Raw genomic sequence first — 12906 nt, forward strand, 5'->3', positions numbered from 1 at the left:
TCACAGAAACAACAGTAGTCAGTTGAACGGTTCTTCTTCCGCCAAACAAGCACCCGAGACGGCGTTCAACCGCTGCAATTCATCGCCGGTCATGGCGTGTGTTTCTGCTCCAGTTCTTCAGCGAGTTCGACCCAGGCGGCGGCGCATTCCCGGGCAATCGACGCGAGCGTGCCCGCACTGTGCGGCGGAACCATCTCGGCGACCTCCGCGCACTGCTGCGAGTTGACCATGCGGACGCTGAGCCAGCGCAACATCCCGCGACCGCGCTCGGTATAGCGGATGGAGGGGTCCCACCGCAGACGCCCGATCAGCGCGCCGACGTCGGCGTGCTCGCGCTTGCGCTCGCGATCCGGGGACCGGTCCGCCACGGGGGCGGGCCGGACCTCGGTACGTAGCGGGTCGTCACCCGACCTCAGCCGATGCCGCACGTCGCAAGCGGTGCCAAGGGAGATCCCGGCCTCCTGCGCGACTTGGCGCAGCGAGCAGTCCGGGCGCTCGGCAAGCACCTGGACAGCGCGTCTGCGGCCGTCGATCGCGGAGAGCGGGCGGGCCCGGCCGTCCCGGCCGATCCGGATCGTGGCCCGGCCGCCGTCGACGCCGCGGCGGATGTCCGCCACGGTCCGGGTGGAAAGGCCGACGTCCGCGGCGATCGCCCGGTCGGAGAGCATCGGGTGGGACCGGACGATCCGCCCCGCCGCCTCCCGCCGCTCGGATCGGCTCAACGGTCGCCCGTGCCGGATATTCGTACGGACGCCAAGCCGGAACCCCTCATCCAACGCGCCCGGAAGAAGTACTGCGTCGATACTCGACTCGCCACGGAGTAATGCTGCTTTCAGGCGATGCACGCCATCGATCAGACGCATTGTCTCGGCGTGCACCAGGACCGGCGGCAACACCGTTGACCGGCGCGCCAAACGTCGCACATGATCTTCGTCGATTCCACCACTGCGCGCCGAGTCCGGTGGACCGATCTCTTTAATCGACAGTCGAATGACACGCTGCTCTGATGGGCTCCTTGAAGTCACCTAATACGCCCCCCGCACTAGAGCCTTGGCTCGACGGTAGCACCGTCCCCAGTGGCCGACAACCTTGGCAAGCATCGATCATCGGCGTAGCCTGCTCGCAATTCAAGCGGGTCTCGACATCAGTTGAACAGGCTCTCGACTGCCATCCGTGCCGGCATTCTCGGCCAGGGTCGAGCCGTCCCACATTCCAAGAAAGCCGGGCCAATCGGCATCTGCGGGCAGTCCAGATGAGGCCAAGCGGACAATTAGTCACATCAGTAGACATCTATATCTGCCACCCTTGCGTCCGATTCAGAGGGGTTGTGATCCACATCACGAGAGTGGGTGCCGTTCGGTCGAGCCGACGTTGGCGTCGAGGTCCGAACTTGCCGTGCCGCCGGCAGCCTTCCGAGCCCTCGGCGGGCCGATGCGCCCAATGGCCGCCAGCCGCGCCGTACCCGCGGACCACGCGAGTCCGTACGCCCGTACTGGGTCGGGCGACACTCCACGTAGCCTGTCGAGGCACCCTGCTCGGTCTTGTGTGCCGGGAAAGGCGTGGAGAAGGGGTGGCGGCCTGGATGAGCATCAGGGACATGAGAGACGTCGACTGGTCACGTCTGGAGCACGCGTACGGTCCAGCCGTGGATACCCCACGTCACCTCGCAGCTTTACTGGGCCACGATCGAGACGCCGTCGAGAAAGCGCTCGAACATCTCGATGTCGCGGTACTGCACCAGGGGGTGGCTTACTCGGCTACCGCACCGGTCGTCCTGGTGGTGGCCGGCTACCTCGACGAGTTGGCCGTTGAGCCAGCGGTTCGCGACAGTCTGCTCGAATTTCTTGGCTGGGTCGCTGAAGCGACCGTCGACATCGAGCACGGCCAGCACGGCCAGCACGGCCGTGGATTGCTCCCCAATCTGCACAAGGCGCTGGTGACGACGTACCAGAGCGTGTACGCGTACGTGGACGCGGAGAACGCCGATCTGCGGACAACGGCCACAGCGGCAGCCGTGTCGTATGCCCGCTGTACGCCGCTGAGCGAGGAGCGGCCGGTCCTCGGCGCGCTGCTGCGCCAGCGGATCGCCGCCGGCGAGAAGCGCGCCTGGTACGTCGCCAAACTCGTCGCGCTCGGCGCGCCAGTGGCCGACTATCTGGACGATCCTGAGTTCGACGTCCAGGTCACCGCCGCTCTCGCGCCGGGGCTGGCCGACCATCCGAACGCCACCGAGATCCTCATCCGCGGCTTGACACACGCCGCCGGCACCGGCACCCTCCCCGTGCTACCTGCCAACGATCCGCTGCAGGAATACGCAAACTCCTTCATCGATCCCGACCCGTGGCGCGGCTACTCGCTAACCGAACTGATCGCAGCCTCGACCAGGCGAGTGCGTGACTTCGAGCGCATCGCCGAACCCGCCGCGCAGCTCGTGCGTACCGCGAGCTGGACCGGTGCGGATCGGACCTGGGGTCCGCTGGTACGCGCGGCGTTCCACCCTGGTTATCGAACCGGAGCGCCACTCACCGTCTCACAACGCCTGGTGCTCGGCGCGCTGCTGGACAACCCTGAGCTGTGGGCGCCGAACGACGGCAACGCCGCCCTGGTGTTCAGACAGGCCGGCCTGCCCCGCGATCGCGATCGCTGTACGCAGATCCTCAACACCACACATTAATCGAGACAGCTATCGTTCGATATGTGGACTGTGGCGCGCCTGGAGGAGCATCCGACCGAAGCCGGCGTTCACCTTGGCCGGCATCCGGGGCGTCAACAGGAACGATCGCATCCGGCGCGGAGTCGAATCGGCCATCTTCCGGCCGACCAGATGCTGGTCCCGAACCGGAGGCCGGCAGCGGGTAGGAGACTTCTGTCGTGATCCGTTCGAGAAACTCGATGCCGGCCAGGTCGAGGTCCGCCGAGACTTCATCATCCGTGCGCGCCGTACGCAAACGATGAGCCTGGTAGCCGCGATCCTGCACGAGCGGGAACTGCCGCTCGGTGGCGGTAACCCATGCGTCGACCGCCTCCGGTGAGCGCCTGATCGCGTCGATGAGTCCCGGCACGGCTTCCCGCTTGGCGGGACTGACGTGCCGATCCAGATCAGCCTCACTCACCTCCTGATATGGCATGGAGAGTTGCCACCAGAACTTCATCAGGACTCGGCATTCCTCCTGCTCGCGGTCATCAGCAAAGGCGGCCCTGTGGGCACTGAAGCGGCGCCTGTCCGACATCGTCTATCGGCCAGATAGCCGCCCGACGCGAAGCTGGTCAGGACGGGTCCGGTAGGACACACGGGGGCGACTCCGCAATTCAGGGGGGCGCCCGGGAGAGGCCCGTGTAGGTCAGGCGCGGTGCCGCGTCAACCGGAGACTTTCCATGCCGTCGGCAGTTCCCCGCCGCACGCGGCGCAGGTGAGGTCGTCGTCCTTGACGATAGCGAGCTGACCGCAGGCCGAGCAGCGACGGAACTCGAACGCCGTGGTGAACCCGCCGGGATGCGGCAGACCCGCCCTATCGCACGCGGCGGCCACGACCGGCCACGAGGACGGCTCGGGACAGTACCCGGTCGACTGGTTGCTCACCTCGGTGACCGTCCAACCCGTGTCCTGCCGGGCAAAGGTGATCTCGCCGGCGCTGAGCACGGGGCGGCCGCCCGCACAGGCGACGTGCTCGCTGCGCCGGGGCGCGAGTCGCAAGCCGCCGGTGTCATCGACGACGAACGTGTGCGGCTCGGCGCGCTCAGCCGGGTTGAGTGTCGCAAGCCATTCGGCCAGATCGCCGGCAGAATCGATCCGGCGGCCGTCCTCGCGCGACCCGGAGGCAAGCACATCGACCGGACCAACGTAACGGTACGAACGCCGATGACCCGCCGCGACCTGTGCCACCGCACGAGTCTCACCTCTCAGACCGTGCAGCGCCAGCCGTTTTTACAGGTCACCGGGTGCGCCCGTGGCAGCGAAGCGGCACCGCGGAGGGACCATGCCACCCCGTCAGAACTGGCCCTTGGTGGGAAGGCCTCCCGCGGCGAGGATGATCAGATGGCCAGGCCCGCGTCAACCCGGCGTCGTACCGCCGGACGACGCTTGCCGTCGCCCCCGGTCGCTACTGGCGGGCCCGGGCGTGAGCCGCTCCCCCGGCATCGGCCCGACGGCGGTCGTGTTCGACCTCGACCGCGCGCTTGTCGACACCCACCGGTCGCGACCGGCGGTTCCCGGTCGTCGTCTGTGGAGGCGAGATCACCGATCCGAAGCCCGCGCCGGAGGGTCTGTCGCTGACCTGTCAACGCCTGGCGGTCGACGTCGCCGACGCCGCGTACGTGGGCGACGCGGAGGTGGACCGCAGAGCACACCACCGCCGCGGGCCCACTCCCGCTCCCCTCACCCCCGGAAGGACGATCCTTGACCAGCGTCACCTCGCTCCGATCTGACGACCGACGCGCCTGGGAGGAGCTGTTCTCCGGTTACCACGCCTTCTACGGACGGACCTGGCAGCCGGAGGACTACGACCGGGCCTGGCGGAAGTTCCAGCGAGGTGACCGGATCCACGCGCTCGGTGCCCGACTCGACGGCCGGCTGGTCGGCATCGCCCATTTCCTGGTCCATGCCAGTACCACCTCGCCCGACGTCTGCTACCTCCAGGACCTGTTCACCGCACCGGACGCCCGGGGCAAGGGCGTCGCCAGGACACTGATCCGGGCCGTCGAGGACTGGGCCCGCGAGCAGGGCTGCGCGCGGTTGTACTGGCACACCCAGCAGCACAACCGCACCGCCCGCCGGTTGTACGACCAGGTCGCCGAGTTCCGCGACTTCATCGTGTACGCGATGCCGCTGTAGCGGCCGTGCGGTCCGCGGCCGTGACCGGGACCGGCGCCGTTCAGGCGTGGCGATCAGGAGTCCTGGCGCCGCGTCCCGGCGCTTCCGGACGCGGCAAAACTTGACAGTGTTATATGACAGTGACATGGTTGCCCGGTGAGCGACGCGCCGTGGACCATCGACGAACTCGCCGACCAGGTGGACGCCGCCCTGGCCGGAGGGTCGTACCAGGGCACCCCGGACGGTCGCGTCCGGGACCGTCCGAACGCCCGCGCCATCCGGTGGTACGCGACCATCGGGCTGCTCGACCGACCGGCCGAGATCCGTGGTCGCACCGCGTACTACGGCCTTCGGCACCTGCTGCAACTGGTGGCGGTCAAGCGCCGACAGGCGGCCGGGCACTCCATCGCGGAGATCCAGGCGGAGTTGGCCGGCGCCCCCGACCGGGTGCTCGCCGGGATCGCCGAGCTGCCGGCCGCCCTGCCGCGGACCGGACCGGCGGCGGACGCGTCCCCCCGGCGGACTCGATCGGGCCGGGCCGCCTCCCAGGACCGCGCCACCCCGTCGGCAAGCGTCACCACCGGCGGGTCAGCGGCCGGCAGCTCCCGGTCGGCCGGCGCGTTCTGGACCAGCCGACCCACGAAAGCCGCGGCACCGGAACCGCCGACCCGTTCCGCCGGTCCGGCGGCGACGCCGCTGTTCGGCGTACCCCTGCGGGACGGCGCGGTGCTGGTGCTGACCGCGCAGCCCGACCACGACGACACCGCGGCCATCGCCGCGGCTGCCCGACCCCTGCTCGACCTGCTCGCCGCTCGCGGCCTGCTGCCGCCAACTGGGAGGGAAACCCGATGAGGATCGCCACGATGTCCGAGGCCGAGGTGGCCGGGTTGGCCGCCCCGGTGCACGAGGGCGGCTTCGGCGCCCTGCGCACCGAGCACGGCAACCTGCCCCTGGATCGGCTGGACCTGCGGGTCGACATCACCGGCCTGGTGTCCCGGGTGGAGCTGACCCAGGACTTCCGTAACGTGCACGACCGCCCGCTGGAGGCGACGTACGTCTTCCCGCTGCCGGACCGGGCGGCGGTGACCGCGATGCGGATGACCGCCGATGGTCGGGTGGTGCAGGCGGAGCTGCGGGAGCGGGCGGCGGCCAGGCAGGCATACGACACCGCGCTGGCGGCCGGTCAGCGGGCGTCCATCGCCGAGGAGGAACGGCCGGACGTGTTCACCATGCGGGTCGGCAACATCCCGCCCGGCGAACGGGTCAGCGTCACGCTGACCCTGGCCGGGCCGCTGGCCTGGGCCGACGACGAGGCGACGTTCCGCTTTCCGCTGGTGGTCGCGCCCCGGTACGTCCCGGGTCGGGCGGTGCCGGACGGCCAGGTGGGCGACGGGTACGCCGCGGACACCGACGCGGTGCCGGACGCCTCCCGGATCACGCCGCCGGTGCTGCTGCCCGGCGTCCCGAACCCGGTGGCGCTCAGCATCGACGTCGGCATCGACGCGGCCGGGTTGCCGCTGGGTGAGGTCCGGTCCAGCCTGCACGCGGTCGACGAGGCCGACGGGCGGCTGCGGGTGCGTCCGGGAGAGCGGGTCGACCGGGACTTCGTGCTGCGTCTGCCGTACCGGGTGACGGAGGCGGCGGCGGCGCTGGTGGTCGATCCGGATCAGGACGGCGAGGAAGGCACCTTCCGGCTGACTGTGCTACCACCGGAGGCGACCCGGCGGCCCCGGCCCCGGGATGTGGTGCTGTTGCTGGACCGCTCGGGCAGCATGGGCGGCTGGAAGATGGTCGCCGCCCGGCGTGCCGCGGCCCGGATCGTCGACACGCTCGGCTCGGGTGACCGGTTCGCGGTGCTCGCCTTCGACCACACCGTGGAGACGCCCCCGGACCTGCCGTCCGGCCTGGTGCCGGCGACCGACCGCAACCGGTACCGAGCGGTCGAGCATCTGGCGCGGATGGAAGCCCGGGGCGGCACCGAGCTACTGGGGCCGATGCGGGAGGCGCTGCGTCTGCTGGGCACCGGCGAAGCGACCGACCGGGTGCTGGTGCTGGTGACCGACGGTCAGGTGGGCAATGAGGACCAGCTGCTGCGGGAGACGACAGGTGAGCTGCGCGGGGTGCGGGTGCACACCGTCGGGATCGACCGGGCCGTCAACGCCGGCTTCCTCGGCCGGTTGGCGGTGGTCGGCGGGGGCCGCTGCGAGCTGGTGGAGAGCGAGGACCGGCTGGACGAGGCGATGGACCACATCCACCGGCGGATCGGCGCGCCGGCCGTCACCGCGGTGCGGCTGGAGGACCAGGGCCTGTCCGTGGTGGACGGGACGGTGACGCCGGCCCGGTTGCCGGACGTGTTCCCGGGCGTCCCGTTCGTGATCTGCGGACGCTACCGGGGCTCCGGTCAGGGTGCGCTTGTGGTGCGTGGCAGCACCCGGGACGGCCGGGAGTTCACCGTGTCCGCTGTCGCCGAGCGGCGGGAGGCGCCCGCGGTGACGGCCGTCTGGGCCCGGGCCCACCTGCGCGACCTGGAGGACACGTACGCGGCGGCCAGTGGCCCGGTCACCTCGCTGGAGCAAAGGATCACCGCCACCTCGCTGCGGTTCAGGGTGTTGTGCCGGTTCACCGCGTACGTGGCGGTGGACGACCGGGTGGTGACCGACGGGACGCCAGCACAGCGGGTCATCCAGCCGGTGGAGCTGCCGTCCGGCTGGACGCCGCCCGGCGGTCCGGCGTTCCGCCAGGCGTCCTGGGCTGCGTCCGCCGGCGCCCCGGCCGCGCCGGGTGCGGCGCCGGGATTCGTGCCGGGGTGGAACCGGGGCGCCTCGCTGGCGAGGGTGACAAGCGCCGACGAGGTGGACTTCGCCGGCGCGCCGCCGGTCGGGATGCCGCCGGCGCAAACGCCGTCCGGGTCTGGTCGTCACCCGGCACCCGTCGGGCGCCCGGCCGGATCTGATCGGCCGCGCGGGCTGGCGTGGGCGCGTCCGGCCGCACCTGAGGCCGCCGCGTCGACCCCGGCCGAGGACCTGCGTGCGCTCGCGGCCACCGAGGCAGGCCGGCTGCGCGCGGCGCAGGCTCGGTCCGAGTACGAGCGGCGTGAACTGCTCGAGGACCTGGGCAGCCGGCTGGCGGTACTCGGTGACGGGCCGCTGCGCGCGCTGGCCGAGGTGCTCACGCCGGCCGAGATCGCCCGGCGACCACTCACCGAGGTGTGGGAGCACTGCCTTCGTATCCTCGACGGGTACGCGGCCGGCCGGCGAGCGGAACCGTCGCGGGACACCCCCCGGGGAGCGTTCTGGAAGCGCTGAACCGCCGCCACGGGTCACCCATCGCCCGACCGATCGGTGGCGGCGCGTCGTGATCCTTCGCCTGACGGTCCGGGACAGCGGCACCGGAGGCACGCACGACGATGCTCAGCGCCGGTGGATCCGGGCCCGCCGGCACTGGCGACGGCGCGGTGGGCGTAACCCGGACCACCTCACAGCTCGCGTACCGACCGAACCTGCGGCAGCCCGTTGCCGGTCGACACGATCGTCACGGGGTCCTCTCGCGGTAGTGGCCGCTCGGTGCTGTCCCGCAACGTCCGGTGCGCGGGACATTCGCACGACGGCTCCAGCGGGTCCGGGCACCCGGCAAGAGCGGACCGCAACCGCTGGACCCCGTCGGCGTCGACCGGCCAGGACCAGTCCATGTCCCACGGCTCCTCCCAGGGCGGGTGGAAGCAGTCATGGTCGAAGTGCACGAGAACGCCAGCCCCGCACTCTGGACAGACCGCCACGTTGGTCCAGCGGTAGTTGACCTGGTGACCCTGGGCGCCGTGCGGCACGCCCCAGCTACTGATGCGCACGACCGTGCGCTGCTCCGCTCGGCACACGATGCAGATACCCATGACCGCCCCTCCCCTGCCGCAACCACAGCGACCAGGGTGTCATCCAGCGGCAGCCCCCCGACGGGCCGGGTTCCGACGTGACCACCCGGAACTCGGTATCCCCGAGTTCCGCTGATTTCAGGTTCGGGTGGTTAGCTCAACCCGCCCCAGAAGACCCTCCTGAGGATCGGCTAGTCGGACGTGTCACCCAGCATCTGGTACCGAACCGTCACGCACCAACTGGATACCTGACATCTGTGTCGCGGAAAGCCCCGGTCCCACCCTCGCCGTCGTGGATCTGCACCCGGTAGTGTGCCGTGCCCTGTGCGCCGTCACCTGTTCGCTGTGCTGGGCCTGCGATGTGTGCTGGGGAGTCGAACCCCTGCGCCTGCCCACGGCGCGCCAGGAGTGAACCGGATTACCCGCCGGCTCTCGGATTCGTGCACGCCGCCACGTCGGCTACCTGCTCCGCAACCTCTCAGTCCAGCAGGTCGACCTCCCAGTTGGTCCGCTGGATCAGAGTGTCGACCTCGCGAAGTTGCCGGGCGAGGTCGTCGGCCTGGCTACGCAATTGCGCCACCGGCAGCGCCGGGACCATCTTCAGCTCCGACCGCAACTGCCGAAACCCGCGCTGGCCCTCCCCGGCTGCGGCGTCGGCGGCAGAGGTGACCACGCTGTGCCGCAGGCGCAGCACGTCGCGGCGTGCCAGCGCGTCGGTGAGTGTACCGCCCTCAACCAGCGTGGCGGCATTGGTGCGGTTGATGTGCCGAATCAGCGTCTCCAGCTCACCGAGCACCTCGTCCACCTCCGCCAGGAGCGCCGCAGCGTCCTCAGCAGGCGCCTCACCCTCCTGGTATCGGGCGCTGGCGACGATGCGGGTGCGCAGTTGTTCGGCGCGACGCGCCGCATCCGCGCGCAGCGCAAGAGCCTCAGCAAGCTTCATGGCACCAGTATGACCAGCGAAGATCACCGCCGCCTTCCAATTTCGTGGACCACGGTACGTGCGGCAAGGGCGGTATGCCTTCAGATGGCACGTTCGGCGCCGGCGTCGATCCGGCGGCGCAAGGTGGCAGGCCTCCAGGCAGCCTGCTCCGCGCGGACGGCACGCGAGTCGCCGACGCGCGGAGCAGGCAACGGACTACCTGTCTCACACCACCCGCGCAACCAGCCAACGAGCGACAAGCAGTCGAGCCATGACCGCCATCGTCGTACCAACACGACAGCGGTATGGCGAACCGCAGCCTGTCGGCCGGTCAGCTGGGTCCTCGCACCGGAGCGAACCGTACGCCAGTGGCCTGTTCGGACAGTTCCCACAACCGGCGGCCGTTGTCCGGGTCGGTGGCGGCCGTGGACAGTCTGCCGGGCGCGGGATGGCCGCGCAGCTCGCCTGGGCCGTCGGGTGCGATGAGTTGGCCCGGCTGCGCGGTGGGGTCCGTGGCGGCGTACAGCTGTGGCCAGGCGCCGCGCTCGGCCGGCTGGGCGAGCAGGGGGTTACCGATCCGGCCGAGCAGGAGCCGCCAGATCGGGGTGGTGGCGCTGGTTTGCAGGTTCGTGGCGGTGTAGCCGGGGTGGGCGAGGTAGCTGCGGACCGGACTGGCGGCCGTGGTCAGCCGCCGGTGCAGTTCGTAGCCGAAAATCGCGTTGGCGAGCTTGGATTTGTTGTAGAAGCCCATCGGGGAGTAGCGGTGCCCGCCGGTCGGGTCGGTGAAGGACGGCTTCGCCTGCCGGTGGTTGACCGAGGTGACCGTCACCACCCGCGGATCCTGGCCGGCCAGTAGCAGGTCCAGCAGGAGCCCGGTGAGGGCGAAGTGTCCGAGGTGGTTGGTGGCGAACTGCACCTCGTGGCCCTGGGGGCTGAGGGTACGTGGCGGTGCCATCACCCCGGCGTTGTTGATCAGCACGTCCAGCCGGCGATGGTCGGACCGCATCCGGTCGGCGAACTCGCGTACGGAATCGAGGTCTGCCAGGTCGAGCCGGCGTACCTCGAGGTTGGCGGCGGCGATCTCGGCCGCCGCACGCCGGCCCTTCTCCCGGTCGCGGACGGCCAGTACCACGCGCGCGCCGTGGTGGGCGAGCGCTCGGGTGGTCGCCAGGCCGAGTCCGCTCGTTGCTCCGGTGACGACGAAGGTCCGGCCCGTCAGGTCGGGGATCCGTTCCGCGGTCGCCCGTCACGGCTCATGGGCTCACTGTGCTAGGGATGACACTGGGTGTCAATAGGTGCATTGAGTGTCGACGTGGTGGCGACGTACCATCGCCGAATGACACCTCGTGCGGACGGCGGCATGGCCGAACGCAAGCGCCAACTGGTGGCCGACGAGCTGCGCGACGCGGCCCTGATGCTGCTCGCGACCAAGGGCTTCGACGCGGTGACCGTCGACGACATCGTGGCCGCGGCCGGCATGTCACGGCGCACCTTCTTCCGCTACTTCGCCTCCAAGGAAGACGTGATCGTCCGGTTCCTGTCCGACATGGGCACGGACGTGGTGGCAGAACTCGCCGCCCGGCCACCAACGGAGCCACCATCGGTCGCCCTGCGCCACGCCGTCTGGGTGCCCCTCGCGGCCTGCACCGACCGTCCCGACCACACCGAGCGGGCCCGGGTCGTGGTTCGGCTGATCCTGGACACCCCCGCCCTGCAGGCCCGCTCGTTGGAACACCAGATCCAGTGGCGCACCGGCCTGGCCGCCGCCCTGGCCGCCCGCCACGGCCTCGATCCGGACGCCGACCCCTACCCGCGGATGGCCGCCGGAATGGCCCTGCTGGCCTTCGACACGGTGCTTCACCAGTGGCAGACCGGCGACGACGAGCAGCGCCTGGCCGACCTGACCGACCGGGCGTTCGCCATCCTGGCACCGGCCCTCGACGCGGTTGGTCTCCCTGCCGTCTCGACATCTTGAGCAGCACGGCCACCCACGCCTACGCCACAGGTACCAGTCCGCCATGCCCAGCGGGAATGGGGTTGGCCGGCCGACGATTCCTCGTCCGTGCCGGCACGATGGGGTGCCCCGATGCGACTGGCGCGCGATCTGGTCGATCGGTCGTCCTGACGAACGGATCAGATCGGTTCGCATGGGGTCCGACGGTCCGTTCGGCGCGAGCCTGGGAATGCCTGGCTGTGTGGTGGGTCGGGCGGCAGACGGTGGCGGGCGTACGTCCGCCTGCCGCCCGGTCAGTGATGTGCCGATCGATCAGCGGCGGCGCAGGGCCGGGTCGAGCAGGGCGGGTGGGGTGTCGTTCTTCTCGTGGGCGGCGAGGTCGACGCCGGGAGCCACGATCGCGTCGATCGCGTCCAGCACGTCGGCCGAGAGCACCGTGGCCACGGCGGCGAGTTGCGAGCGGAGGTGGTCGGTCGTGCGGGGACCGATGATCGCGCTGGTCACGCCCGGGTGCGCGGTGACGAAGCCGAGCGCGAGCTGGATCATGCTGAGGCCAGCCTCGTCGGCGACCGTGGCGAGCCGCTCGACGGCGTCGAGCTTGGCCCGGTTGGCGGGGATGCTGAGGTCGTAGCGCTGCCGCATGAAGCCCGAGCGGTTCGTGCTGATTTCCTGACCGGCACGGATTGCCCCGGACAGCCAGCCTGACGCCAGCGGGCTCCAGGCGAGCACACCCATGCCGTACTCCTGCGTCGCGGGCAGCACGTGGGTCTCGATACCCCGCTGCAGGATCGAGTAGTTCGGTTGCTCGGTCACGTAACGGCTGAGGCGTCCCTCGCGGGCGGCCCACTGTGCCTGCACGATGCGGTAGGCCGGGAAGGTGGAGGAGCCGAGGTATCGGATCTTGCCCGCGCGCTGCAGGTCCGTCAGTGCCGACAGCGTCTCGTCGTCGCTGGTCGTCGGATCCCACCGGTGCATCTGGTAGAGGTCGACGTGGTCGACGCCGAGGCGGCGCAGGCTGTTCTCCAAGGCGGTGACCAGCCAGCGGCGCGAACCGCCGCGCTGGTTGCGCTCGTCGCCCATCGGCAGGGTCGCCTTGGTGGCCAGGACGACGTCGTCGCGGCGGCCGGCGATGGCCTTGCCGACCATCTCCTCGGACTGGCCGCCGCTGTAGGCGTCGGCGGTGTCGATGACGTTGATCCCCGCCTGGAGCGCTGTGTCGATGATGGCGGTGGCGTCATCCTGGGTGGTGTTGCCGATCCTGCCGAAGTTCATCGCGCCGAGCACGAGGGTGCTGACCTGCACACCGGTGCGGCCCAAGGGGCGGTACTGCATGACTGTTTCTCCTTCGGGTGTCC

Annotated in this window: 13 protein-coding genes; 6 read left to right on the top strand and 7 right to left on the bottom strand. The window is 70.4% G+C overall.

Annotation, left to right across the window (positions count from 1 at the left end; genetic code table 11):
• Positions 1–89 precede the first annotated feature (89 nt).
• Positions 90–1025 carry a ParB N-terminal domain-containing protein gene (locus ACFQUZ_RS20495; RefSeq protein ID WP_377444594.1) on the bottom strand — a complete coding sequence of 312 codons (936 nt, stop codon included), beginning with the start codon at positions 1023–1025 and terminating at the stop codon, positions 90–92.
• A 572-nt stretch (positions 1026–1597) separates the two neighbouring features.
• Here ACFQUZ_RS20495 and ACFQUZ_RS20500 point away from each other — a divergent pair.
• On the top strand, positions 1598–2674 hold the full coding sequence (locus ACFQUZ_RS20500; protein WP_377444597.1) for a hypothetical protein: 1077 nt from the start codon (positions 1598–1600) through the stop codon (positions 2672–2674).
• Here ACFQUZ_RS20500 and ACFQUZ_RS20505 read toward each other — a convergent pair.
• Together ACFQUZ_RS20505 and ACFQUZ_RS20510 are read right to left on the bottom strand one after the other, a co-directional pair.
• Complete coding sequence (locus tag ACFQUZ_RS20505) at positions 2658–3152, bottom strand: hypothetical protein (RefSeq protein ID WP_377444600.1); 495 nt, start codon at positions 3150–3152, stop codon at positions 2658–2660. The genes ACFQUZ_RS20500 and ACFQUZ_RS20505 overlap by 17 nt on opposite strands.
• 206 nt (positions 3153–3358) lie before the next feature.
• Complete coding sequence (locus ACFQUZ_RS20510) at positions 3359–3883, bottom strand: hypothetical protein (RefSeq protein WP_377444602.1); 525 nt, start codon at positions 3881–3883, stop codon at positions 3359–3361.
• 293 nt (positions 3884–4176) lie between these two features.
• On the opposite strand from ACFQUZ_RS20510, the gene ACFQUZ_RS20515 reads away from it, so the two are divergent.
• From ACFQUZ_RS20515 to ACFQUZ_RS20530, 4 genes are all read left to right on the top strand, one after another.
• Entirely contained in the window at positions 4177–4425 is a 249-nt protein-coding gene (locus ACFQUZ_RS20515) for an HAD family hydrolase (protein ID WP_377444605.1), read from the top strand.
• On the top strand, positions 4397–4831 hold the full coding sequence (locus tag ACFQUZ_RS20520) for a GNAT family N-acetyltransferase (RefSeq protein ID WP_377444608.1): 435 nt from the start codon (positions 4397–4399) through the stop codon (positions 4829–4831). Before ACFQUZ_RS20515 ends, ACFQUZ_RS20520 begins: the two co-directional genes overlap by 29 nt.
• Positions 4832–4966: 135 nt before the next feature.
• Entirely contained in the window at positions 4967–5662 is a 696-nt protein-coding gene (locus ACFQUZ_RS20525) for a MerR family transcriptional regulator (protein WP_377444611.1), read from the top strand.
• Positions 5659–8115, top strand: coding sequence for a VIT domain-containing protein (locus ACFQUZ_RS20530; RefSeq protein WP_377444613.1), 2457 nt, complete (start codon positions 5659–5661; stop codon positions 8113–8115). The genes ACFQUZ_RS20525 and ACFQUZ_RS20530 overlap by 4 nt, the downstream gene beginning before the upstream one ends.
• 170 nt (positions 8116–8285) lie before the next feature.
• Here ACFQUZ_RS20530 and ACFQUZ_RS20535 read toward each other — a convergent pair whose 3' ends face one another.
• The 3 genes from ACFQUZ_RS20535 to ACFQUZ_RS20545 form a co-directional block, all read right to left on the bottom strand.
• A complete protein-coding gene (locus ACFQUZ_RS20535; protein WP_377444616.1) occupies positions 8286–8696 on the bottom strand; it encodes a hypothetical protein in 411 nt (136 codons plus the stop codon).
• A 457-nt stretch (positions 8697–9153) separates the two neighbouring features.
• A complete protein-coding gene (locus ACFQUZ_RS20540; RefSeq protein ID WP_377444619.1) occupies positions 9154–9618 on the bottom strand; it encodes a DIP1984 family protein in 465 nt (154 codons plus the stop codon).
• A 310-nt stretch (positions 9619–9928) separates the two neighbouring features.
• Complete coding sequence (locus ACFQUZ_RS20545) at positions 9929–10825, bottom strand: oxidoreductase (RefSeq protein WP_377444696.1); 897 nt, start codon at positions 10823–10825, stop codon at positions 9929–9931.
• 108 nt (positions 10826–10933) lie between these two features.
• Between ACFQUZ_RS20545 and ACFQUZ_RS20550 the strand changes: the two genes are divergently transcribed.
• A complete protein-coding gene (locus ACFQUZ_RS20550; RefSeq protein WP_377444622.1) occupies positions 10934–11572 on the top strand; it encodes a TetR family transcriptional regulator in 639 nt (212 codons plus the stop codon).
• Positions 11573–11863: 291 nt separating this feature from the next.
• Here ACFQUZ_RS20550 and ACFQUZ_RS20555 read toward each other — a convergent pair whose 3' ends face one another.
• Positions 11864–12883 carry an aldo/keto reductase gene (locus tag ACFQUZ_RS20555; RefSeq protein WP_377444625.1) on the bottom strand — a complete coding sequence of 340 codons (1020 nt, stop codon included), beginning with the start codon at positions 12881–12883 and terminating at the stop codon, positions 11864–11866.
• Positions 12884–12906: the final 23 nt, after the last annotated feature.

The organism is Plantactinospora sp. GCM10030261, from assembly GCF_042666615.1.
Lineage (GTDB): Bacteria > Actinomycetota > Actinomycetes > Mycobacteriales > Micromonosporaceae > KBS50.